This is a genomic window from Micromonospora sp. SD12, assembly GCF_052068495.1.
In the GTDB taxonomy this organism is placed as follows: domain Bacteria; phylum Actinomycetota; class Actinomycetes; order Mycobacteriales; family Micromonosporaceae; genus Micromonospora; species Micromonospora echinofusca.
The window spans coordinates 1-22,716 of the sequence record NZ_JBQHDF010000014.1; the positions used below are offsets into that span (position 1 = coordinate 1).

General features: G+C 75.7%; 22 protein-coding genes. 10 read left to right on the forward strand and 12 right to left on the reverse strand.

The features are described from left to right. Positions 1 to 598 precede the first annotated feature (598 nt). Both ACTMS2_RS22280 and ACTMS2_RS22285 read right to left on the reverse strand, forming a co-directional pair. Entirely contained in the window at positions 599 to 1,306 is a 708-nt protein-coding gene (locus ACTMS2_RS22280) for a hypothetical protein (RefSeq protein ID WP_441177121.1), read from the reverse strand. A gap of 245 nt (positions 1,307 to 1,551) precedes the next feature. Beyond that, positions 1,552 to 2,679: a DUF3626 domain-containing protein gene (locus tag ACTMS2_RS22285; RefSeq protein WP_441177122.1), complete on the reverse strand. Its 1,128-nt coding sequence runs from the start codon at positions 2,677 to 2,679 to the stop codon at positions 1,552 to 1,554. 188 nt (positions 2,680 to 2,867) lie between these two features. Here ACTMS2_RS22285 and ACTMS2_RS22290 point away from each other — a divergent pair, with 188 nt between their 5' ends. Continuing rightward, the gene (locus ACTMS2_RS22290; RefSeq protein ID WP_441177123.1) at positions 2,868 to 3,809 is read left to right on the forward strand and encodes an anti-sigma factor RsbA family regulatory protein; all 942 of its coding nucleotides are present in this window, start codon (positions 2,868 to 2,870) and stop codon (positions 3,807 to 3,809) included. Positions 3,810 to 3,884: 75 nt separating this feature from the next. Here ACTMS2_RS22290 and ACTMS2_RS22295 read toward each other — a convergent pair whose 3' ends face one another. After that, positions 3,885 to 4,514, reverse strand: a complete 630-nt coding sequence (locus tag ACTMS2_RS22295) for an MBL fold metallo-hydrolase (protein WP_441177124.1) — start codon at positions 4,512 to 4,514, stop codon at positions 3,885 to 3,887. Further along, positions 4,514 to 5,599: an S-(hydroxymethyl)mycothiol dehydrogenase gene (locus ACTMS2_RS22300; RefSeq protein WP_441177125.1), complete on the reverse strand. Its 1,086-nt coding sequence runs from the start codon at positions 5,597 to 5,599 to the stop codon at positions 4,514 to 4,516. The genes ACTMS2_RS22295 and ACTMS2_RS22300 overlap by 1 nt, the downstream gene beginning before the upstream one ends. Positions 5,600 to 5,785: 186 nt before the next feature. On the opposite strand from ACTMS2_RS22300, the gene ACTMS2_RS22305 reads away from it, so the two are divergent. Then, complete coding sequence (locus ACTMS2_RS22305; protein WP_441177126.1) at positions 5,786 to 6,205, forward strand: hypothetical protein; 420 nt, start codon at positions 5,786 to 5,788, stop codon at positions 6,203 to 6,205. 92 nt (positions 6,206 to 6,297) lie between these two features. On the opposite strand, the gene ACTMS2_RS22310 is transcribed toward ACTMS2_RS22305, so the two are convergent. The 6 genes from ACTMS2_RS22310 to ACTMS2_RS22335 form a co-directional block, all read right to left on the reverse strand. Continuing rightward, on the reverse strand, positions 6,298 to 7,587 hold the full coding sequence (locus tag ACTMS2_RS22310) for an MFS transporter (protein WP_441177127.1): 1,290 nt from the start codon (positions 7,585 to 7,587) through the stop codon (positions 6,298 to 6,300). Between the two features lie 2 nt (positions 7,588 to 7,589). Further along, on the reverse strand, positions 7,590 to 8,252 hold the full coding sequence (locus tag ACTMS2_RS22315; RefSeq protein ID WP_101409955.1) for a GntR family transcriptional regulator: 663 nt from the start codon (positions 8,250 to 8,252) through the stop codon (positions 7,590 to 7,592). Between the two features lie 69 nt (positions 8,253 to 8,321). Next, the gene (locus tag ACTMS2_RS22320) at positions 8,322 to 9,428 is read right to left on the reverse strand and encodes a CapA family protein (RefSeq protein WP_441177128.1); all 1,107 of its coding nucleotides are present in this window, start codon (positions 9,426 to 9,428) and stop codon (positions 8,322 to 8,324) included. Positions 9,429 to 9,458: 30 nt separating this feature from the next. Continuing rightward, entirely contained in the window at positions 9,459 to 10,322 is an 864-nt protein-coding gene (locus ACTMS2_RS22325; protein ID WP_441177129.1) for an alpha/beta fold hydrolase, read from the reverse strand. Beyond that, entirely contained in the window at positions 10,319 to 11,245 is a 927-nt protein-coding gene (locus ACTMS2_RS22330) for an SDR family NAD(P)-dependent oxidoreductase (RefSeq protein ID WP_441177130.1), read from the reverse strand. The genes ACTMS2_RS22325 and ACTMS2_RS22330 overlap by 4 nt, the downstream gene beginning before the upstream one ends. After that, positions 11,238 to 12,722, reverse strand: coding sequence for a flavin-containing monooxygenase (locus ACTMS2_RS22335; protein ID WP_441177131.1), 1,485 nt, complete (start codon positions 12,720 to 12,722; stop codon positions 11,238 to 11,240). The genes ACTMS2_RS22330 and ACTMS2_RS22335 overlap by 8 nt, the downstream gene beginning before the upstream one ends. Before the next feature lie 112 nt (positions 12,723 to 12,834). On the opposite strand from ACTMS2_RS22335, the gene ACTMS2_RS22340 reads away from it, so the two are divergent. The 3 genes from ACTMS2_RS22340 (at position 12,835) to ACTMS2_RS22350 (ending at position 14,573) form a co-directional block, all read left to right on the forward strand. Next, positions 12,835 to 13,497, forward strand: coding sequence for a TetR/AcrR family transcriptional regulator (locus ACTMS2_RS22340; RefSeq protein WP_441177132.1), 663 nt, complete (start codon positions 12,835 to 12,837; stop codon positions 13,495 to 13,497). A gap of 102 nt (positions 13,498 to 13,599) precedes the next feature. Next, positions 13,600 to 14,271 (forward strand): heme oxygenase (biliverdin-producing), encoded by a 672-nt coding sequence (locus tag ACTMS2_RS22345; protein WP_441177133.1) that lies wholly within the window; start codon positions 13,600 to 13,602, stop codon positions 14,269 to 14,271. Next, complete coding sequence (locus ACTMS2_RS22350; protein ID WP_441177134.1) at positions 14,268 to 14,573, forward strand: DUF2470 domain-containing protein; 306 nt, start codon at positions 14,268 to 14,270, stop codon at positions 14,571 to 14,573. Before ACTMS2_RS22345 ends, ACTMS2_RS22350 begins: the two co-directional genes overlap by 4 nt. A gap of 26 nt (positions 14,574 to 14,599) precedes the next feature. Here the strand turns inward: ACTMS2_RS22350 and ACTMS2_RS22355 are convergent, their stop codons facing one another. Beyond that, positions 14,600 to 15,061, reverse strand: a complete 462-nt coding sequence (locus ACTMS2_RS22355) for a hypothetical protein (RefSeq protein WP_441177135.1) — start codon at positions 15,059 to 15,061, stop codon at positions 14,600 to 14,602. Next, entirely contained in the window at positions 15,061 to 15,540 is a 480-nt protein-coding gene (locus ACTMS2_RS22360) for a hypothetical protein (RefSeq protein WP_441177136.1), read from the reverse strand. The genes ACTMS2_RS22355 and ACTMS2_RS22360 overlap by 1 nt, the downstream gene beginning before the upstream one ends. 44 nt (positions 15,541 to 15,584) lie before the next feature. On the opposite strand from ACTMS2_RS22360, the gene ACTMS2_RS22365 reads away from it, so the two are divergent. The 5 genes from ACTMS2_RS22365 (at position 15,585) to ACTMS2_RS22385 (ending at position 22,704) form a co-directional block, all read left to right on the forward strand. Then, a complete protein-coding gene (locus ACTMS2_RS22365; protein WP_441177137.1) occupies positions 15,585 to 16,598 on the forward strand; it encodes a helix-turn-helix transcriptional regulator in 1,014 nt (337 codons plus the stop codon). Positions 16,599 to 16,692: 94 nt separating this feature from the next. Next, on the forward strand, positions 16,693 to 17,301 hold the full coding sequence (locus ACTMS2_RS22370; protein WP_441177138.1) for an ATP-binding cassette domain-containing protein: 609 nt from the start codon (positions 16,693 to 16,695) through the stop codon (positions 17,299 to 17,301). After that, complete coding sequence (locus tag ACTMS2_RS22375) at positions 17,298 to 18,596, forward strand: extracellular solute-binding protein (protein WP_441177139.1); 1,299 nt, start codon at positions 17,298 to 17,300, stop codon at positions 18,594 to 18,596. The genes ACTMS2_RS22370 and ACTMS2_RS22375 overlap by 4 nt, the downstream gene beginning before the upstream one ends. Then, complete coding sequence (locus ACTMS2_RS22380; RefSeq protein WP_441177140.1) at positions 18,593 to 20,356, forward strand: ABC transporter permease; 1,764 nt, start codon at positions 18,593 to 18,595, stop codon at positions 20,354 to 20,356. Before ACTMS2_RS22375 ends, ACTMS2_RS22380 begins: the two co-directional genes overlap by 4 nt. Next, a complete protein-coding gene (locus tag ACTMS2_RS22385; RefSeq protein ID WP_441177141.1) occupies positions 20,353 to 22,704 on the forward strand; it encodes a tetratricopeptide repeat protein in 2,352 nt (783 codons plus the stop codon). The genes ACTMS2_RS22380 and ACTMS2_RS22385 overlap by 4 nt, the downstream gene beginning before the upstream one ends. Positions 22,705 to 22,716: the final 12 nt, after the last annotated feature.

The following is a 22,716-nucleotide window of genomic DNA, read 5'->3' on the forward strand; positions in this document are numbered from 1 at the left end:
CTACTCGGTCGTACGCATCATGTAACCACCCCACCCCCGCCACGATTCCGCCCCCACGATGCCCCCGACCACACCCCAAACCGAACACCCCGGACCAGACCAGCCAAGCCCACCGCACGCCTACGCCACAACCGGACACACAACGCAGCCAGGCATGATCGCGACCGACCGAGATCTTGGTAGCTTCACGCCCCTGGAGGGGCACTCTCCCACCAAGATCTCACGGGACCCAGACCCGGACCCGGACGCAGACCGGCCCCGAAACGGAGCCGCAGCGGACGGATTCGAGAGCAGGGACGCTGGCGACGGCCACCGGTGGAACACCAGGGGTGTCTCCCGGCCCCGGTGACACCCCTGGTGTTCCACCGGTGGTCCCCCGCCGGCGTGGCGGGCCCGGACCTGGAAGGCGGTCTCGTGGACGGGGCAGCTCGACAGGGCTCGCGCTGGCCACCACGACGAGACGCTGCGCCGGCTGCGGCCGGGGCGGCGGTCGCCTGGCGGGTGGTGCACATGGGCGGTGGTCCGGATGCGGGGCGTCGTCGGCATGGACGCGACCGGCCGGCCCCCGGGGCGGGGACCGGCCGGTGTCACGCGATCGTCACCAGAGCTGGGACACGATGTCCGCCGCCTGCTCCTCCCACTGCGCGTACGCGAAGGGGTAGGCCGAGACCTGCACGGTCTGCGCGGCGGAGGTCAGCGGCAGGTCCTGCCAGCCGCCCACGTTCTTGAGCGCCCGGTAGAACGCCTCCGAGGCGTACTCGGGGTCGGTGATCTGCTCGGGCGAGCCCCAACCCGACGACGGGCGCTGCTGGAACAGGCCCTGCGAGTCGTGGTCGTTGTACACGCCCAGGTGGCCGAGGTTGTAGAGCTTCGACTCCTGAAGCGACGTGGCGATGCCGATGACGGCGCCCCGCTCACCCACACCGCTCTCCTTGGCCTCCTCGATGATGGCCTTGGCGTTGGCGAGCTGCGCGTCGTCGATCGGGATGCGCGACTGGGCGCCCTGCACGCCGTGCGGGATGAGCTTCTCGCGGCTGGGCTTGTCGGCGGAGGGCTTGGTGGTCGTACCGCCCGTGGTCAGTGCCGACTCCTCGGCCGCGCCCGGCCGGCTCTTGCCGGTGGCCTGCTCGATCGCCGCCACGGCACCCTCGTGGGGCGCGGACGTGACCGGCGCGGCCACGGCCGTCGGGCCGAAGGCGAGACCACCGAGGGCGGCGACACCCACCACGGACAGAGCGATCTTGCGGTTCGAGTCCGTCGGGTCCTTCGCGATGGCCGGGAGCCATCGAGTGAAGTCGTACTTCACGATGGTTGCCCTTTCGGTCAGGCGAAGCGCTCCCTGGATGAGCACTCCTGGAGGGGAAACTTCCGTGCCGGACGGGTTTCGGCTCCGGCGGTACGGGGGACACAACCAGCCGGGCCTGTCGGTCATTCCGGATATGCGCCGGCCGCAATCGGCTGTGACCGGGGTCACTACGCGGATCGGACGCAGGGGCAGCAACGCCCCATCCCGATGAGCCGCAGACCGCGCGGCAGCGCGGGGGGTCGTTCCTAGGCGTCGCGCGGGGCGCCGAAGCGGACCAGGACGTGCCAGAGCTGCTTGAGGTGCTGGAGGGTCACGTGCGTCGGCCCACGGTCGGCCCAGCGGGACGGCTCCCTGACCACCGAGGCCGCCGCCCGGCCGATCAGGGCGGCGTCGACCAGCTCCCCCGGCCGGGCGAACTCGGCGTGCACCCGGGCGGCCAGCGGCGGGATGGCCGGGCCCCGGAAGTCGGCGTCTATCCGGTCGACGGGAAGCGCGAACCCGGCGTGCCAGAGCAGGGCGAAGCCGTGCCGTCGGGCGAGCGCGGCGAGGATCTCCCCGGCCTCGGTGCCCCGGAAGGACGGGTCGACGACCATCGCCTCCACGTCGCGGGCGAGGCTCAGCTCGCCGTGGATCTGGGCCTCGATGTAGTCGTCGAGCGCGCGCCCCGCCGCGCCGGGGGTCCACGCGGCGTCCTCCCGGCGGCGCAGCAGGGCCTGGGCCAGGCTCACCACGTCGCCCGGCACGCCGAGGCTGATCCCGGTGTCGTCGGTGGCGGCCAGCAGGGCCGCCAGCACCGGCTCGAAGACGTCGACGGTGCCCAGGTCCCGGGGGCCGAGGTGGCTGTCGCCGAAGCAGAACGTGGCCCGCACGAGCACCTGCGGACGCAGCCGCAGGTGACAGGAGCCGAACCGGGGACACGCGCCGTCGGGATGGTCGAGCAGGTTCAGGCCGCCGTACTTCGGCCGGTCCGCGAGGGGTACGCCGGGTGCCTGGTAGGCGCCGCCGAAGAGGGACTCCTCCCAACGGTCCCGGTCACCGCCGGGGAAGGCGGTCAGGCCGCCGTTGGAGATGCCCGTCTCGAACTGGCTGCGGTAGACGCCCTCGGCGGCGAGGGCCTCGGCGACCGTACGCCCGTCGGCGAGCAGCCGGTCGGGGTGGAAGTTGAGGGTGAGCCGCCCGTGCCGGCCGACCGCCGCGATCAACAGCTCCGGACCGTGGGTGACGCCGGAGCCGGCGAGCGCCCGGGCGATGGCGGCCAGGGCGGCAGGACGGTCACGCAGCGCCACCGCGCGGACGTACGCGAGGGCGGCGCTCTGGGCGGCGGTGAGTACCGGTGCCGCCTGCGCGGCGGCCGGTTCAGCGGTGGGTCGCACGGCGACGAATGTCTCCCATGCGTGGGCGGGGACGCACCCCCTTTTTGCTTCGGTGGCATCCTGGCCGGCACGCCCGCGTCGGCCCGATCGCGGTCTTCGGCGGAGCCCGGTGCACGCCGACGTTTCACCCGGTGGGCCGGCATCTGGACCGACGATTACAGTGGGGGGCGCCAACCGGAAGGCGACGAATGACTGGTGGTGCCGTGGTCGAGCAGGGCGCCTTCGTGCACGAGGGGTTCTTCTACGACGGTCCGCGGGCGCTGCTCGCCGGCACGGTCCCGTTCATCACCGACGGTATCGCCGCCGGGGAGCCGGTGCTGGTCGCGATGCCGGGCGCCAACCTGCGGCGGGTCCGCGCCGAGGTCGGCCCCGCCGACACCGTGCGCTGGGCGGACATGACGCAGGCCGGCCGCAACCCGGGCCGGATCATCCCGTGGGTGTTGCAGGCGTTCATCGACCAGCACGCCGGCCGGCGGGTGCGCATCATCGGCGAGCCGATCTGGGCCGGGCGCAGCGACACGGAGTACCCGGCGTGCGCCCAGCACGAGGCGCTGATCAACATGGCCTTCGCCGGCCGCGACGCGACCATCCTCTGCCCGTACGACACCGCCGGGCTCGACGCCGACGTGCTGGCCGACGCGTGCGCCACGCACCCCGTGCTCGTCGACGGCGCCGGGCGACGGCCGAGCCCGCGCTACGCCCCGGCGGAGGTGGTGGCCCGCTACAACGAGCCCCTGTCGAGCCCGACGGAACCGGTCTCGGCGCTGGCGTACGAGCTGGACACGCTCTCCGCCGTGCGCCGGTTCGTGGCCGGGCACGGGGAGGCCGCGGGGCTGGACGCGGACCGGCTGGCCGACCTTCAGATCGCGGTGACCGAGCTGGCGACCAACAGCGTCGCGCACGCCGGCGGCGCCGGTGTGCTGCGCGTGTGGCGGACGGTCGAGCACCTGGTCTGCGAGATCCACGACGACGGTTCGCTGACCGACCCGCTGGCCGGGCGGCTGACCCCGGCGGCGGACGGCATCGGCGGCCGGGGGCTGGTGATCGTGCAGGCGCTGTGCGACCTGGTGCGCGTACACACGACCGCCGCCGGCACGACCATCCGGATGCACGTGCGCCGCCCGGCGTGACCCGGCCCGGGAGGTAGGCCGCCGAGCGGTCCCGGGCAGCCCGTACGGCGACTGCCCGGGACGCCCGCCGGCCGCTCAGTGGCCGCGGGCCAGCCACTCGTCGAGGTGGGGAGCCTCCGCCGCGACGGTGGTGCTCTCCCCGTGCCCGGTGTGCACGACCGTCTCCGGTGGGAGCGTGAGCAGCCGGTCCCGGATCGAGGCGACGATGGTGCCGAAGTCGCTGTACGAGCGTCCCGTCGCCCCCGGCCCGCCGGCGAAGAGCGTGTCGCCGGTGAAGACGACGCCGAGCTGCGGCGCGTGGAAGCTGCACGCGCCGGGGCTGTGCCCGGGCGTGTGCAGCACGGTCAGCGCGGTGCCCGCCACCTCGACGGTCTGCCCGTCGCGCAGCTCCCCGCCAGGTGCCTCGTCGGGGTGCACCATGTCCCACAGCACCCGGTCGGCCGGGTGCAGCAGCACGGGCGCGCCGGTGGCCCGGGCCAGCGCCGGGGCCACCCGGACGTGGTCGTCGTGCGCGTGGGTGGCGAGGATCGCCCGCACCCGCCGGTCGCCGACGGCGGCCAGGATCGCGTCGACATCGTGCGGGGCGTCGACGACGACGCACTCGGTGTCGTCGCCGACGACCCACACGTTGTTGTCCACGTCGAAGGTCTGGCCGTCGAGGGAGAACGTGCCGGAGGTGACGGCGTGGTCGACGCGGGCGGCCATCAGAGCACCACCACCGAGCGCAGCACGTCGCCCCGGTGCATGCGGGCGAACGCCTCCTCGACCTGCTCCAGGGCGATCTCCTCGGTGACGAAGGCGTCCAGGTCGAGCCGGCCCTGAAGGTAGAGCTCGGTGAGCATGGGGAAGTCGCGGCTGGGCAGGCAGTCGCCGTACCAGCTGGACTTCAACGCGCCGCCCCGGCCGAAGACGTCGAGCAGCGGCACCTCGACGGTCATCTCCGGCGTCGGTACGCCCACCAGCACGACGGTGCCGGCGAGGTCGCGGGCGTAGAAGGCCTGCTTCCAGGTCTCGGGGCGACCGACGGCGTCGATCACGACGTCGGCGCCGAAGCCGCCGGTGGCGGCGCGGATCGCCTCGACCGGGTCGTCCTCGCGGGCGTTGACGGTGTGGGTGGCGCCGAACTTCCGGGCCCAGTCGAGCTTGCGGGGGTCGGTGTCCACGGCGACGATCGTCGTCGCGCCGGCCAGCGCCGCGCCGGCGACCGCCGCGTCCCCGACACCGCCGCAGCCGATCACGGCCACCGAGTCGCCCCGGGTGACCCCGCCGGTGTTCATGGCGGCCCCGAGACCGGCCATCACGCCGCAGCCGAGCAGACCGACGGCGGCGGGCCGGGCCGCCGGGTCGACCTTGGTGCACTGCCCGGCGTGGACCAGGGTCTTCTCGGCGAAGGCGCCGATGCCCAGCGCCGGCGTGAGCTCGGTGCCGTCGGTGAGGGTCATCTTCTGCGCCGCGTTGTGGGTGGCGAAGCAGTACCACGGGCGGCCCCGGCGGCAGGCCCGGCACTCCCCGCAGACGGCCCGCCAGTTGAGCACCACGAAGTCGCCCGGCGCGACGCCGTCGACGCCCGGCCCGACCTGCTCGACGATGCCGGCGGCCTCGTGCCCGAGCAGGAACGGGTAGTCGTCGTTGATGCCGCCCTCCCGGTAGTGCAGGTCGGTGTGGCAGACCCCGCAGGACTGGATCCGCACGATCGCCTCGCCCGGCCCCGGGTCGGGCAGCACGATCGTGGTCACCTCGACCGGCGCGCCCTTGCTGCGGGAGATGACTCCCCTGACCTCCTGGCTCACGGTTCCTCCTGCTCCACGCCGACGCGTCGCGCCGCCGTCCGTCGGTGCGCTGACGCGGCACCTCGATCACGTTCCTCGGGCGAAACTACCCCCGATCGTCGCGGACGACCCGGGGCCGCCGGGCGGTTATCCCGGGTGGCGGCGGGTAGGCGGGGGCACGGTTCGACGCTCGGACGGGAGTGCGCCATGAAGGTCAGCCATCTGCCGCTGCGGGTCAGCATCGGCGCGTTCGTCCTCAACTCGGGGCTGGGCAAGCGGTCGCTGGAGGGCGAGGCCGCGCAGGGCGTGCACGCGATGGCTGTCGGGGCCGTGCCGCAGCTCGGCAGGCTCGACCCGGACCGGTTCGCCCGGCTGCTCTCGCGGGCCGAGATCGCCCTGGGCGCCGCGCTGCTCGCGCCGTTCGTCCCGTCGGCGCTGGCCGGGCTGGGGCTGGCCGCGTTCGGCGCGGGCCTGGTGCAGCTCTACCTGCGCACGCCGGGGATGCGCGAGGCGGGCAGCCTCCGGCCCACCCAGCAGGGCATCGGCCTGGCCAAGGACGTCTGGCTGCTCGGGGCCGGCCTGACCCTGGTGCTGGACGACCTCACCCACGGCCGCCGTCGGCGCTGACGTCCCGCGCCGGCGGCGGGCGAACACGCCCGCGCCGGGTCGCGTGCCCCGCCCCGGGAGGGCGGTGGGCGTCACGCGGCCGGTGCGACGGGTCAGCTCGGCGTCGCGGCGGGTGTCCGTGCGGCGAGGTCGCGGCGGGCCGCGTTGCGGTAGCGCAGCACCTGGACCGCGCCGAGCGCCCAGAGGAGGTACTGCACGGCGAAGGCCCACCGGAAGGCGGCCAGGTCCGGGGTGGCCCGCTCGGCCGGGGTGGCCAGGTCGAGCACGACGCCCACGGCCAGCACCAGCACGATCGAGGCGACGAAGCCGCCGACGTTGACGACCCCGGTGGCGCTGCCGATCCGGTTGACCGGGTTGAAGCTGCGCGCGTAGTCGAACCCGATGAGCGAGGCCGGGCCGTTGACGGCGAGCACCAGCACCAGCACGACCAGCAGCCAGCCCGGCGCGCGCCCCGGCCAGGCGAGCACGACGGCCCAGACCGCGGCGGTGGCGCCGGTGATCGCGAAGACGAGCACCGAGCGGTGGAACGGGTGCCGGGCGCACAGGTGGGCGACCACCGGCCCGGTCAGCAGCATGGCGGCCGTCATCAGGGTGAGCAGCGACGCCGCCGTGGTCGGGCTGAGCCCCTGCCCCTGCACGAGGAACGGGTACCCCCAGAGCAGGGCGAACACGGCGCCGGAGAACTGGGTGACGAAGTGCGTCCAGAGCCCCAGGCGGGTGCCCGGCGCAGCCCACGCGGCGGCCAGCTCCCGGCGGACGCCGGCGAGGGTGGGTGCCGCACCGGCCGGGACCGACCCGCCCGGGGTGTCCCGGATGGCGACGACGATCATCAGCAGCACGCTCGCCCCGACCGCCGCGGCGGTCACGAAGGCGGGGGTCCAGCCCGCCGAGTGCAGCAGCGCCACCAGCGGTACGGCGCCGAGGATCGCCCCGAGCTGGCCGAGGGTGCCGGTGAGCTGGGTCATCATCGCGTAGCGCCGCCCCGGGAACCACAGCGCCACGATGCGCAGCACGCTGATGAAGGTCATCGCGTCGCCGAGCCCGATCAGCACGCGGGCGGCGATCGCCAGGGGCACGTCGGTGGCGAAGGCGAAGCAGAGCTGGCCGGCCACCATCAGGGCGCCGCCGGCGATGAGCAGCCGGCGGGACCCGAACCGGTCGAGCAGCACGCCGACCGGGACCTGCATCGCCGCGTACACGGCGAGCTGGGCGACGGAGAAGGTGGCCAGCGCCGAGGCGTTGACGTCGAAGCGGTGCGTCGCGTCGACGCCGGTGACGCCGAGCGAACTGCGGTGGAACACGGCTGCCACGTACGCGGCCACGGCGACGCCCCAGACGAGGCCGCCCGCCGACCGGCGCGAGGAGACCGGTGCGGTCAGCACCCTCACCGCAGGGTCCGCAGCACGTCCGCGGCGTTGTCGATGTGCGCGGCGACGGCGGCGAGCCACCGCCGGGGGTCGTCGGAGTCGAGCGCCGCGACCTGCTCGGCGTGCTCGGTGAGCGCCGTCTCGGCCCAGCCGGGCGAGAGCCGGAAGCTGGCCTCGCCCATCCGCAGCTGCCGGTCGCGCAGCCGCTGGTACAGCTCGGCGAGGATCTCGTTGCCGGCCGCCTCCACCACGGTCGCGTGGAAGGCCCGGTCGGCCTGCATGAGCGCGGCGAGGTCGCCGGCGGCGTGCGCGGCGCGCATCTCGGCCAGCCGGGCGGCGAGGTCGCCGCGCAGCGCCGCGCGCCGGGGCCAGACGCGCTCGGCGGCGTGCAGTTCGACCAGCCGCCGCGCCTCGATCACGTCGTTGATCTCGCGGGCGGAGACCGGGCGGATCAGCGCGCCCCGCTTCGGATAGAGCCGGACCAGTCCCTCCGCCTCCAGGCGCAGCAGCGCCTCCCGGACGGGGGTGCGGGAGACCCCGGTGGCCTCGGCGATCTCCCCCTCGCTGACCAGCGAGCCGCCCGGGTGGATCTGCTCCAGGATCTCGCGCTTGAGGTGCCGGTAGGCCCGCTCGGCGGCGGAGGGCGCGGCCGTCCGGCCCGGCGAGGAGGGATGCGTCATGTATCTATCGTGGATCCCGTCGCGCCGGCGCACCCCCGCGCCCCCGCCTGAGGTGGCGCGCGCCACCCGTCAGCGCGCTCGCAGTGCCAGCAGGCCGTCGTCGTCGACGGCGCACCCGGACACGAACGGTGGGCCGAAGCCGCCGAGCAGCCCCGCGAGCCAGCGCGCCTCGTCGGGCGCGGCCCGCGCCAGCCGCAGCCGGCGCATCCGCACCGGGGCCGCCCGCAGTCGCCGCAGCGCACCGGTGGCCGCGTCGAGGGTCGGCAGCCACAGCAGCCGCAGCCACGGCCGGTACGCCTCCCGTCCGCCGATGCCCTCGTAGTCGTCGAGAAGGTCGCCGCAGCCGTAGAGGATCAGCCGCTCGCGGTACACCTCGACGGGGCGCGGATGGTGCGACGAGTGGCCGTGCACCACGTCCACGCCGGCGTCGACGAGCCGGTGGGCGAAGTCGACGTGCGCGGGCGGCACCTCGTACCCCCAGTTGGTGCCCCAGTGCACGGAGACCAGCACCCGGTCCCCGGGCCCGGCCACGGCGGCGATCCGTGCCGCCAGCGCGTCCGCCGAGGCGACCGAGACCTCCGGCAGGTACGCCACCCCGGGCGCCCCGGCGGTGGCCGCCCAGGGCGGGGGCACCCCGCTCGACGGCGCGGCCACCGACCAGACGAGCAGCCGTCCGCCCGCGCCGAGGGGTACCCGGGCGGGTCGCCAGGCCGAGGCCGCGTCCCGGCCGGCGCCCGCCGTGGCGATGCCGGCGGCGGCGAGCGCGTCGAGGGTGTCGGTGAGCCCCACCGGGCCGAAGTCGAGGCTGTGGTTGTTGGCCAGGGCGCAGACGTCGAGCCGGGCGGCCGCGAGGCAGTCGAGGTTTCCCGGGTGCATCCGGTAGTGGATCGCCTTGGCCGGTGCGTGCTCACCCCGACCGGTCACCGCGGTCTCCAGGTTGACCACGCGCGCGTCGGGCCGCACCTCGTCGAGCAGGTCGAGCGCCTCGCCCCACGGCCAGGCCGGGGGCGCCGGACGCGGCACCGGCCCGTTGGCGGCGCGGGCCAGGTCGACGTAGGCGCGGGCGTCGCGTACCGCCGGTTCGCGCAGCTCGGGCGGGCCGGGCGCGGGCAGGATCGCGTCCACGCCCCGGCCGGTCATCACGTCGCCGCCGAGGAACAGGGTCAGCTCGGGCACCCGGCCCGCTTTCCCCGTCCCAACGCCGGCTCACCTGCCGGCGGGATCCGCGCCGGCCTCGGCCCAGAAGTCGACGAGCAGGCGGTGGAACTCGGCCGCGCACTCGATCTGCGGCATGTGCCCGCAGTCGGCGAACAGGTGGGTGCGGGCCTTCGGCAGCCGGGACCGGGCGGCGTCGAGGTGCGTCGCCGGCAGGATCAGGTCCCGGTCGCCCCAGACGACCAGGGTGGGCACGTCGAGTCGCTGCACCTCGGCCAGCAGCTCCTCGCGCCACCGCGGGCTCACGCCCCGGAGGGTGCCGAGGTCGCGCGCCGTCTCCAGCATGACCCGGGCGGCGTACGGCTGGCGGGCGACCGCCAGGGCGTGGGCGACGCGTTCGGCGGTGGCGTGCGCCGGGTCGTGGAAGAGGGACCGCTCGGCGCGGCGGGCCGCCCAGCGGGTGGGGCGCAGCAGCAGTCGGCCCAGCGGGCGCAGCGCCAGCAGCCGCAGCGCGATGGTGACCTCTCGGCCGAAGCCGGCGCTGTTGACCAGCGTCAGGCTGCCGACCCGGGCCGGCTCAGACGCCGCGAGGCGCATGGCGACCGCGCCACCGAGGGAGTTGCCGACCACGTGCACCGGCTTCTCGACGCCGACGGCGTCGAGGTAGCGCGCGGCGAACTCGCCCAGCGCCGACAGGGTGCAGGGGCGGGCCATCGGCAACGAACCGCCGTAGCCGGGCAGGTCGACGCTGTGCACCCGGAACCGCTCGGCGAGCAGCTCGTGCAGCTCGGTGAAGTCGCGCAGGGTGCGGCCGATGCCGTGCAGCAGCAGCACCGGTGGCCCGTCGCCGTCGACGCGGTGGCACACCCGCCGGCCGTCCACGGTGACGTGCCGGCGTCCCGCCGGGGCGCTCACGCCGGCTCCCCGGCCGGGTCGGCCCCCGGGGTCGCCTCGGGCTGCCGCTGCGCCGGGGCGGGTCGCCCGGTGGTGAGCCGGCGGGTGGACTCGCCCGCGATCCGGTTCAGGCCGAAGGCGAGGACCCGCTGGTACGACACCGGCGCCGCCCGGGCCAGCAGGTCGGGCAGTTTCGCCGACCAGCCGATCAGCACCCGGCCCCGGCGGCGGTACACGCCGCGCAGGATCACCTCGGCGGCCGTGGCGGGGTCGATGGTCAGCAGCCGCTCGAACTGCCGGCGGCCGGTCTCGAACTCCCCGGCGGGCACGCCGGCGCCCACCCGGGCGTTCTGCGCGATGCGGGTGCGGATGCCGCCCGGGTGCACGCAGGTCACCCCGATCCCCTCGCCGGCCAGTTCCTGGCGCAGCGCCTCGGTGAAGCCCCGGACGGCGAACTTGCTGGCCGAGTAGGCGGTCTGCCCCGCCGGGGCGATGATCCCGAAGAGGCTGGAGATGTTGACCAGGTGCGCGCCCGGCTCGGCCCGCAGGGTGGGCAGCAGCGCGTGGGTCAGCTGCACGACGGCCCGGAAGTTGACGTCGACGACCCAGCTGAACTCGTCCAGGCTCACCTGGTCGAAGCGCCCACCCAGCGCCACCCCGGCGTTGTTGACCAGCAGCCGTACCGCCGGGTGCCGCTGCCGGATCTCCTCCGCCACCCGGGCGGTGGCGGCGGCGTCGGCCAGGTCGACCACGTGGGCGGTGAGCTGCCGGTCGGGGTACGCGGCGCGGACCGCCGCGACGACGGCGTCGAGCCGGCCGGCGTCGCGGTCGATCAGCACCAGGTCGCTGCCCCGGCGGGCGAGCGAGTGGGCGAGGGCCTCCCCGATCCCGCTGGCGGCGCCGGTCACCACGGCCGTGCCGCCGGTGAAGACGAACCTACGCACGGACGGTCCTCCTTTGCGGTGTGCCGGCGCGGGAGAAGCGCACGCCGGGGTCGGTGAGCCGGCCGTGCCGCATCAGCAGGACGTCCCGGGGATAGTTCTGGTGCAGCCGCCAGGGCGCCCGGGTGCCCTGCTTGGGCAGGACGTCGACGCTGCGCAGCACGTAGCCGGCCGTCAGGTCGATGATCGGCTCGCGCTCCCCGTCGGGGGGCGGCAGCGGGGTGACGACCTGCTGACCGGCGCGGTCCAGGTGCCGCAGCAGCCGGCAGACGTAGGTGGCGACCAGGTCGGCCTTGAGCGTCCACGAGGCGTTGGTGTAGCCGATGGTCATCGCGAAGTTCGGGACCCCGGAGAGCATCATGCCCTTGTAGGCGACGGTGCCGGGCAGGTCCACCCGCGCGCCGTCCACGCTCAGCGTCATGCCACCGAGGGCCAGCAGGTTGAGCCCGGTGGCGGTGACCACGACGTCCGCGGCCAGTTCCTCGCCGGAGGCGAGGCGGACGCCCCGCTCGGTGAACGTCTCGATGGTGTCCGTGACGACCGACGCGCGCCCCCGCGCCAGTGCCGTGAACAGGTCGCCGTCGGGCACCACGCACAGCCGCTGGTCCCACGGGTCGTAGCGGGGCGAGAAGTGCCGGTCGACGTCGTAGCCGGCCGGCAGCCGGCCCCGGGCGGCGCGCAGCAGCAGCCGCCGGACCAGGGCGGGCGCGCGCCGGCTGAGCTGGAAATTGGCGGTGGAGAGCAGGACGTTCTTCCACCGCACCACCGGATACGCGGCCTTCGCCGGCAGCCAGCGCCGCAGCGCGTCGGCGAGCACGTCGCGCGAGGACAGCGCCAGGACGTACGTGGGTGAGCGCTGGAGCATCGTGACGTGGGCGGCCCGTTCGGCCATCGCCGGCACCAGGGTCACGGCGGTGGCGCCGCTGCCGATCACCACCACCCGCTTGCCGGTGTGGTCGAGGTCGTCGGGCCAGTGCTGCGGGTGCACGAGCCGCCCGGCGAAGCGCTCGGCGCCCGGCAGCGCGGGGGTGTAGCCGGCGTCGTAGCGGTAGTAGCCCGCGCAGGTGAACAGGAAGGAGCAGGTCAGCACGACCGTCTCGCCGGTGTCGTCGCGGTGGGCGTGCACCGTCCAGCGGGCGCTGGCGCTGTCCCAGTCGGCCCGCAGCACGCGGTGGCGGAAGCGGATGTGGTCGGTGACGCCGTACTCGTCGGCGGTGCGGCGGACGTAGTCGCGGATGGCGTCGCCGTCGGCGATGGCCTTCGGGTCGGTCCACGGCTTGAAGGAGTAGCCGAGGGTGAACATGTCGGAGTCCGACCGGACGCCGGGATAGCGGAACAGGTCCCAGGTGCCGCCGATCGCGTCGCGGGACTCCAGCACCGCGTACGTCTTGTCGGGGCAGCGGCGGCGCAGGTGACAGGCGGCGCCGACGCCGGACAGGCCGGCCCCGACGATGAGCACGTCGACGTGGTCGGTGGCCATCTCGTCTCCCGTCCGCCGTGTGACACCGGACACTAGCCACGGCCGTCGAGGCGCGTCAACACCCTGTCGAGTTCGATCGACACCGTGTTGATCCGGTGTAGAGTCACCGGGCATGACACCCGCCCGTACGGCCGCCGGGAGCGCCACCGGGCGCGGACGGCGCGCGGCGCGCTCCGCCGGTGACGAACGGGAGTCGGCCATCCTGTCCACCGCCGAGCGGCTGCTGCGGGAGCGGGCCTTCGCCGACATCTCCATCGACGACCTGGCGCGCGGCGCGGGCATCTCCCGGCCCACCTTCTACTTCTACTTCCCGTCCAAGGACGCGGTGCTGCTCACGCTGCTGGACCGGGTAACCGAGGAGGCCGACGCCGCCGCCGGCGACGTGCTGGAGCGGCTGGCCGAGGATCCCCGGGCACGCTGGCGGGAGCTGATCCACCGCTTCCACGAGACGTTCGGCGCGCACCGGGCGGTGGTGCTGGCCTGCGCGCAGGTACGCGGCACCAACGCCGAGGTGCGCCGGCTCTGGGCCGCGGTGCTGGAGCGCTGGGCGCACGCCATCGAGACCGCGATCGAGGCCGAGCGGCGGCGCGGGGCGGCCCCCGACGGCGTACCCGCCCGCGACCTCGCCATCGCGCTCAACTCCATGAACGAGCGCGTCTGGTACGCCACCTTCGCCGGCGACGGGCCGGCGGTGGCCGAGGGCGACGTGGTCGACGTGCTGCGCGACGTCTGGCTGGCGGCGATCTACCGCGGCACCCCTCCCCCACCGGCCTGAGCCCGCCGGGACGCGAGGTCGTGCCGGACCCCGCACCCGGCTACCGTTGATCGTTCCCCGACGGCGGCGACCGGCCCGGCCTCCCGTCACCCTGGAGGAGACATGAGCGCGACCAGCACCCCGTTCTCGGCCGAACTGCGGGCCGCCAGCAAGGAGGCCCACCAGGGCGCGGAGTCCCAGCGGTACGTCTCCGCACTCGTCGCGGGTGACCTGGACCGCGACGCCTACGCCGCGCTCGTGATGCAGCACCACGTGATCTACGAGGCGCTGGAGGGCGCCGCCGAGACGATGCGCCACGACCCGCTCGCCGGCCCGTTCGTCGACGACGCGCTGACCCGGCTGCCCGCCCTCGCCGCGGACCTGGAGTTCCTGCTCGGTCCCGACTGGCGCCGGCGGATCGAGCCGACCCCGGCGACGGCCTGCTACGCCGAGCGCCTCGGCGCGGTCCGCGCCGGCTCACCGGAGCGGTTCATCGCCCACCACTACACCCGCTACCTCGGCGACCTCTCCGGCGGCCTGCACATCGGACGGTCGCTCGCCCGGCACTACGGGCTGACCGGGGACGCCGGGGCGGCGTTCTACCGGTTCGACCGGATCCCGAGTCCGAAGGCGTACAAGGACGCCTACCGGGCCAGGCTGGACGACCTCCCGCTCGGCGAGGCGGGACGGGCCGCGCTGCGGGCCGAGGTGCTCGTGGCGTACCGGCACAACACCGAGGTCCTCGCCGCCCTGTCGCACCTCGCGCCGGCCACCGACGCCGAGGCGGCCGCGTGAGCGCCCCGTTCGGCGCCGACGTGGTCGCCGCCGTCTGCCGGCACATGAACGACGACCACGCCGAGGACTCGCTGCTCATCTGCCGCGCGCTCGGCGGTCACCCCGCGGCCACCCGGGCCCGGGCCACCGGGCTGGACGCCGAGGGCATGGAGTTCGCCGTCGCCGTCGACGACGTCGAGGTCCCGGTGCGGGTGCCGTTCGCCCACCGGCTGACCGAACGCGCCCAGGTCCGGCAGGAGGTGGTACGGATGTACCGCGAGGCGTGCCGGCGACTCGGGCTGCCGCCGCGCCCGGCCGGCTGAACTTCGCACCCCGCCGGTGGCACCGGTCAGCCCGTCGACGCCCGGGTGAACTCCATCACCCAGTTGGTCTCCCAGGTGCGCTCGCCGTCGGTGGAGAACGCCTGCTCCCATCGGCAGGAGGTCGCGGTGATCGCGGACCACACGAACCGGCACCGCACCGGGCGTTGCTCGTCCACGTCGTCGGCGAAGAAGGTGCCCACGCCGTCGACGAACCGACCCACCACCGGCGGCAGCTCCAGCATCCCGCGCCGGCTGCTCATCCAGTAGATGGACCAGTTGCCCGCCGCCGGGTCGAAGATCCGCACGGTCGCGCCGGAGAAGCCTCGCGTGGGGAAGGTGATCTCGTCGAAGCTGCCGGCGCCGCCGAAGAAGCCGCGGGCCACGGAGACCCCGGGGAACTCGTCCCAGTCGTCGCCGCCGACATGCCGCTCGCGCAGGTGCCGGTTTGCCACGTTCCAGGTGCCGGCGAGGAAGTCGAAGTCGCCCATCAGCGCCCCACCGGCCCTTCGGCGTGGCTGTCGGCGAGCCAGCCGGTCAGGTCCGGACGCTGCGGCGCCAACACGTGCCGGACCCAGGCGGCCCGCTCGTGTTCCAGCACCCCCAGTTCCCAGACGCAGCCCGCCCAGGGGCGCTCAAGGTCCACGAAGCGCGTCGGGTCGTCGTCCGGGCAGCCCACGGCGGGCTGGCCGGCCGCCGCGATCCGCACCTCCACCACGTTGTCCCAGACCCAGCTGTACGCCAGCAGGTACGCCCCCGTGTCGGCGCCCCGGTGCAGCACCACCCAGCCGGCCGACGGCGTGTCGTCGCCGTCGCGCGCGGGCAGCAGGCGGGGCAGCACCGCGTACGCGGCCCGTTGCACCTCCGGGGAGATCCGGCACCCCGGCTGGTCGACGTGGTAGCGCTTGAGCTGGCGGCCGGCGACCGTCAGAGGTCCCGGCACCCGAAGTTCCTTGTCGCGAAAAGCCATGCCGGGACGGTACGGACACTCCCCTGACAACTACTGTCAGTGGAGTGCGGGCCAGTCGACTGCTCTCCCTCCTGATGCTGCTCCAGGCCCACGGGCGGATGACCGCCGCGCAGCTCGCCGAGCGGCTGGAGGTCTCCACCCGCACCGTCTACCGCGACGTCGAGTCGCTGCACGCGGCCGGCATCCCGCTCTACGGCGAGGCCGGGCACGCCGGCGGCTACCAGCTCGTCGACGGCTGGCGGACGAGGCTGACCGGGCTGACCGCGCAGGAGGCGGAGCGGCTCTTCCTCGCCGGGCTGCCCGGTCCCGCCGCCGAGCTGGGCTACGGGGCGGCGGTCGCCACGCTCCAGCTCAAGCTGCACGCCGCGCTGCCGCCCGAGCTGGCCGACCGGGCCGCCCGCGTCCAGGAACGCTTCCACCTGGACACCCCCAACTGGTACGCGGACGGCGACGCCTCACCGCACCTCGCCGAGGTGGCCGAGGCGGTCTGGCGGCAACGCCGGATCGCCGTGCGCTACCGCAGCTGGGCCGGGGAGGTCGACCCGGTGCTGGACCCCTACGGGCTGGTCCTCAAGGGAGGCCGGTGGTACACGGTCGCCGGCCGGCCCGGGCGCGACCGTCCTGCCACCTACCGGGTCAACCAGATCCTGTCCCTGACCACCCTGGACGAGGAGTTCACCCGGCCGGCCGGGTTCGACCTGCCCTCCTGGTGGCGGGAGCACGTGGTGCGCTTCCGGGCCCACCTGCACCGCGACGACGCGACGATCCGGCTCTCCCCGCGGGGCCGGGAGCGGCTCCGGGAGGTCGCCAGCGAGCTGGTGGCGACCTCCGTGGACCGGACCGCCGGGCTGCCCGACGGCGCTGGCTGGGTGACCGCCGTCATTCCGATCGAATCGCTCACCCACGCCCACGGCGACCTGCTGCGGCTCGGCGCCGACGTGGAGGTGCTGACCCCGACCGCGCTGCGCGAACGGATGGCCACCACGGCCGCCGACCTCGCCGCCCTCTACGCCCCGCGCCCTTCGGGGCACGGCGGCGGCGGGCAGGCGCCGGCCTGAGCCGGCCACGACTCCACAGCGGAGAGTCCTCCGGGGCCACCACCTGTCGCCCGGTTGTGCGACCCTGGGGGCGACTGCCCGGTCACCGGAGGTGATGGCCACGTTACGACTGTGCGCACTCGTCGCCGTGCCGGGCGCCGCCACCGTGGACCTCGACGTCCCCGCCGGCGCCACGGCCGCCCTGGTCGCGGCCCCACCCGCCGGCACCGCCGTCGCCCGGGTGGTGAGCGGGCTGGCCGCGCCGGTCGCCGGGCGGGTCCTGGTCGGCGACCGCGAGGTGACCGCCCTGCCGCCGCCGCAGCGCCGCATCGCCTACGTGCCGGCCGGCGGCGCGCTGCTGCCGCACCTGACCGTGCGGCGCAACATCGCCTACGGCCAGCGCCGCCGGGAACGGGTACGCGAGGTGGCCGACGCGTGGACGGCGACGGTGGTCGACCGCCTGGAGCTGGCCCCGACGCTGGGGCTACGTCCGCACCTGCTGTCGGAGGCGCAGCGGTTCCGGGTGGCGCTCGCCCGGGCCGTGGTCTGCCTGCCCGAGGCGCTGGTGATCGACCTGCCGACCGGGCCGGCCGGGGGTGGACGGCTGACCGAACTGCTCGGCCGGCTGACCCCACCGGACACGCCGGGGGTGGCGGTGCTGGTCTGCACGGCCGAGCCGGGCGCGCTGCCCGACGTGCCGGTCGCCGCCGAGGTGGGCGGATGACGCCGGTGGGTCGGATCGTGCCGGCGGCGCGGCTGGGCCGCCGTACGCTGCTGCGGGCCGCCGCCGGGGCCACCGCGACGGCCGTCGCGGGCTGCTCGGGCACGCCGCCGGCGGTCCAGGTCGCCGTCGTGTGGAGCGGCGGCGAGCTGGCCCGCTTCCGCGAGGTCGTGGCCGGCTACGACACCGCCGTGCAGGTGATCAGCGCCGGCAACGACATCGACGCGTTCCTGCGCGCCCGCCAACTGGCCGGCACCAGCCCCGACGTGGCGATCCTGCCCAGGTCGGGGCTGGTCGTCGAGTACGCCCGGCGCGGCTGGCTGCGCGAGCTGAGCCCGGCCCCCAGCTACGCCCTCCCGCCCGGCATGGCCGACCTGCTCTCCGCCGACGGGCGCCGCTACGGCGTCTGGGTGAAGGCGGCCCACAAGTCGCTGTTCTGGTACTTCCCGTCGATGCTCCCCGCGCCGCCGCGCACCTGGGACCAGCTCGTGACGCTCACCAAGCGGCTCGGCGCGCGGGCCCGCGCGGGCGACGGCCCGGCCCCGCTGGCCATCGGTGCGGCCGACGGCTGGGTGCTCACCGACTGGTTCGAGAACGTGCTCGCCGACGTGGCGCCGCCCGGCTACTACGAGGCGCTGGCCCGCGGCGAGGCCGACTGGCGCAGCCCGTCGGTGCACACGGCGCTGGACCGGCTGGCGGAGCTGTGGAGCGTCGACGGCGCGTTCCCCGGTGGCGGCCGCCGGGCCCTGCTCACCCAGTACGAGGAGTCGGTCATCCAGGTGGTGCACCACCGGCGGGCGACGATGCTCTTCGAGGCCGACTTCGTCGACGACGTCAGCCGCCGGTTCCGCCGGGGCCCGGAGCAGCCGGAGACCTTCCGTTTCCCCGGTTCCCGGCTGGCCGACAGCCCGCTGATCGTCGGCGGCGACGCCGCCGTGGCGTTCGCCGGCTCGGCCCGTGGGGCGGAGCTGGTGCGTTGGCTCAGCGGCGGGTCGGCGTTCGGGCCGTGGTTGCGCGCCGGCGGCTACCTCTCCCCCAACGTCACCGTGCCGCTGGCGGACTACCGCGATCCCGTCCGCCGCCGCTTCGCCGCCGAGCTGCGTACGGCCGGGGCCGTGCGCTTCGACCTCTCCGACCGGCTGCCGGGCCCGTTCACCGGCTCCGACGGGGTGGGCATCTGGCGGATCATGCAGGACTACTTCGCCGACGTCACCGACAAGGTCCCCGCGGGCCGGGCCGCCCGCCGGGCCGTCGGGCAACTGGCGGCGGCGGCCCGCTTGAGCGGGGGCGGCCGGTGAGCCGCGTACTGGGCGAGCTGGCGGTCCTCGACGACGTCGGGCCGCCCCGGCGCGGGCGGGCCTATCCGGCGGCCGGCGCCACCTCGGCGCTGCTGCTGCCCGCCCTGCTGCTGCTCGGCGGGCTGGTGGCGTGGCCGGTGCTGCGTACGCTGCACGCCAGCGTCACCACCGACGGCCGGTGGGTGGGCGCGGAGCACTTCCGCACCGCGCTGGCCGCACCCGGCACCGGCGCCGTGGTGGGACGCACGCTGCTCTGGGCGCTGCTGGTGCCGGCGGTGGTCACCGTGCTGGGCTACCTGCTCGCCGCCGCCTCGCGCCGCTCACAGGAGGGCGGGCTGGTCCGCCTCATCCTGGTGGTGCCGACCGCGCTGCCGCTGGTGGTCACCGGGGTCACCTTCCGGCTGATGTACGACCCGGACCCGGAGCGCGGGCTGGCCACGCTGGTCGCCGCGACGCTGACCGGCCGGTCCGCGGCCGACGCCCCGCAACTGCTCGGCCCCCGCCTGGTGACGGTGGCGCTGATGTCGGCGTTCGTGTGGGCGTGGGTCGGGCTGGCCGTGCTGGTGTTCCGGGCCGCCCTCGACGCGGTGCCGCCCAGCCTCGCCGACGCGGTACGCGCCTACGGCGGCAACCGCCGCGACGTGCTCTGGGACGCGCAGTGGCGGCCGCTGCTGCTGCGCACCGTGGCGGTGGTGTTCACCCTGGCGGCGCTCGGCACCGCCAGGACGTTCGACCTGATCCTGGTGATGACGCCCGGCTCGGTGCGCGACGAGGCGTCGGTGCTCGCGCTGCGGGTCTGGCAGACCTCCAACGGCGCCACCACCGGCGAGGGCGCCGCGCTCGGGGTGGTGTGGCTGGCGGCGGTGGCCGCCGGCCTGCTGGTCGCGGCGCTGTTCGTGCGGCAGGCGTGGCCGCCGCCCCGGGACCCGGTGCCCGTCGCGCCCGAGCCGGCGGCGCCGGCACCGCGCCGGACCACCCGGCTGCTGGTGGCCGGCGCGGCGGTCGCCTGGCTGGTGCCCCTCGGGGTGCTGCTCGCCACCTCGCTGCACGGCACGGTGGACGCGGCGGCCCGGGGCTGGTGGTGGAGCCCACCCAGCCTCGACTCCTATCAGGAGCTGCTCACCGGCGCCGAGCTGTGGCGCACGCTGGGCTTCACGCTGGTGCTGGCGACCGTGGTCACCGCCGTGGTGCTGGGCGTCGCGCTGCTCGCCGCGTACCCGCTGGCGTGGCTGACCGGGCCGCCCGCCCAGGCCACCGGGCTGCTGCTGATGGCCGCCAGCATCGTGCCGGTGCAGGTGATCGCCGGGCCGGTCAACGAGGTGCTCGGCGTGGTGCTCTCCTCGGGCACGGCGCGCGGCCTGGCGCTGGTGCACGTCGCGCTGGGCGTGCCGTTCGCCGTGCTGGTGCTGCGTAACGCGTTCGCGGACCTGCCCGCCGAGCAGGTGCGGGCGGCCCGGGTGGGCGGGCGGCACTGGTGGGGCACCCTGCGGCTGCTCGCCCGGCACAACCGCCCGGCGGTGGTGGCGGTCGCGGTGCTGGAGTTCGTGCAGGTGTGGAACGACCTGGTGGTGGGTCTGCTGTTCAGCGGGCCGGGCGCGCTGCCGCTGGGGCTGTTCCTCGCCGGGCAGACCCGGGGCTTCGCGGCCAACAGCGGGGCGCTCGCCGCGGGCTCGGTGATCGCCTCGATCCTGCCGGTGCTGCTGGTGGTGCTGGCCCGCCGCCAGCTGGTCGCCGGCCTGGTCGCCGGGGGCGTGCGGTGACGGGGCGCCGCCCCCGGCGGCTGAGCCTGCTGCTGGCGATCGGCGGCGTGGTCGGCGGGACGGTCAGCGCGGTGCTCGGCAACGTCACCGGCAACCTGCTCTCCGAGCTCTCCGTCGCCCAGCTCGGCTCCGCCAGCGCCGGGGTGATCGTGCTCGGCCTCGCCGCCGCGATGATCGTGGAGTGGCGCCGCCAGCGGCAGCAGGCCGCGGCGCCGGACGACACCGAGGCGACGCCCGCCGCCGGCGCGCCCACCCTGCCGTGGCCGGCCGGGTTCACCGGGCGCGCCGGGCACGTCGACGCGATCATCGAGCTGTTGCGCAAGGAACACGCGGTCGCGGTGGTGGGCCGTCGGGCCGTCGGCACGTCGGCCTGCGCGGTCCAGGCCGCCAACCTGTGCCGGGACGACTTCCCCGACGGTCAGTACTACCTGGACCTGCGCCGGGGCGGCCGTGGGCTCGACGCCCGGCAGGTGCTGACCGCGCTGGCCCGGATCCTCGGCACCCGGCCGCCGGCGTCGGGGCGCACCGACGACCTCGCCGACGCCGCCGACGAGCTGAGCGGCCAGCTCGACGGCCGGGCGATCCTCGTGGTGCTGGACAACGTGGACGACCCGGCCCAGGTGCGGCCGCTGCTGCCGCCGACCGCACGCACGTGCCGCCTGCTGCTGGCCGGCACGGGGGCGCTGGACGCGCTGGACGGGGTGGTGGCGCACGGGCTCGCCGAACCGGACGCCGACGACGCCGTCGAGCTGTTCGCGGCCGCCGGCGCCACCGCGCCCGTCGCCCGGCCGCACCGCCCGGACCCGCGCACCGACCCGGCGGTACGCGCCCTCGTCGAACTCTGCGGACGCCAGCCCCGCACGGTCGCGGAGCTGGGTCGGCGTACGGCCCAGCACGGGTGGCGGCACGGCGACGTGCTCGACGCGCTGCGCCGCGCCGTCGACACTCCCCCGCACCAGCACGTCGCCGCCTCCCCGGCGACCCTGCTGGTGACCGCGCGGGACACCGCGTACCACGCGCTGGGCGGCGAGGCCCGGCGGTTGTGGCGACTGATGTCGCTCAGCCCGGTGCCGCTGGACCGGCCGACGCTCGCGGCGCTCGCCGGTCGCCGCCCGGACCGGGTGGCCGCCCTGCTGCACGAGCTGGCCACCGGCGGGTTCGTCACCGGCGCGCCCGGTGACCGCTACGAGGTGCGCCCGCTGCTGGCCCCGTACGCCCGGATGCACCTGCGGCACGCGGAGCCGGCGCGGCGGCGGGTCGCCGCGCAGGCGCGACTCACCCGGCACCTGGCGCGGCGGGCCGAGCGGCACGCGGCGAGCCTCGCGGTGGTCGGCCCGCCGGACCGGGAGCCGACGCTGGCGCTGGACGACGACCCGTACGGCTGGTTCGACCTGCACCAGGAGCTGCTGCTGGCCGTGGTGCGGGTGCCGGCGGGCGCCGCGGAGACCCTGCCGCGGCGGGTGCGCCGGTGGTGGTTCCGGTTGGCGGTGGCGCTGTGCGGGTGGCTCGCCCACGCCGGTCGGCTCGACGAGTGGGCGCAGGTGTGCCGCACGGTGCTCGCCACGCCCACGGCCGACGACCGGCCGGAGATCGCCGGGTGGGCGCACAACGAGCTGGGGGTGCTGCGCCGCCGCCGGCACGACCCGCAGGGGGCGGCGACGGCGCTCAGCCTCGCGGTGGCGGAGCGGGGCCGGCGGGGCACCGCGCAGGCGCGGATGAACCTGGGCCTGGTGCTGCTGGACCTGGGGCAGCTCGACGACGCGGTGGAGCACCTGGAGCTGTCGCGACGGCACCGCTCGGCGGCGGACCGGTCCGGGCACGCCCTGACCGACCTGGGCCTGGGCGCCGCCCGGCTGGCCCGCGGGGAGCTGGAGGTCGCGCACCACCACCTGGTCCGCGCGGCGAACGCCTTCCGCGCGCTCGGTGACGCCCGGGGCTACGCGGCGGCGCTGACCGACCTGGTGCTGGTGCACGCCGGGCTCGGCGAGCACCTCGACGCGACCCAGTCGTGGCGCGCGGCGCTGCGCGAGTACGACACGGTGGTCGACCCCACGAACCGGGCCGCCGCGCTGCTCAACGCGGGTGCCGCGCTGCTGGCCGCCACGCCGGCGCAGGCCCGGCAGGCGTACGGGATGCTGGCCGAGAGCCTGCGGCTGCGCGAGGGGCGGCCGACGGCCGGGCTGGGGCGGACGCTGCTGCACCTGGGCGACGCGGCGGCGGCCCTCGGCGACGCCGAGGAGGCCCGGCGGCACTGGGCGGACGCGGCGGGCGTGTGCGAGGAGGCGGGGGACGTCGAGGGTCAGGCCGCGGCCGACGCCCGCCTGGTGGGCAGCGACGCACCGGCCTGAGCGGGGCCCGCG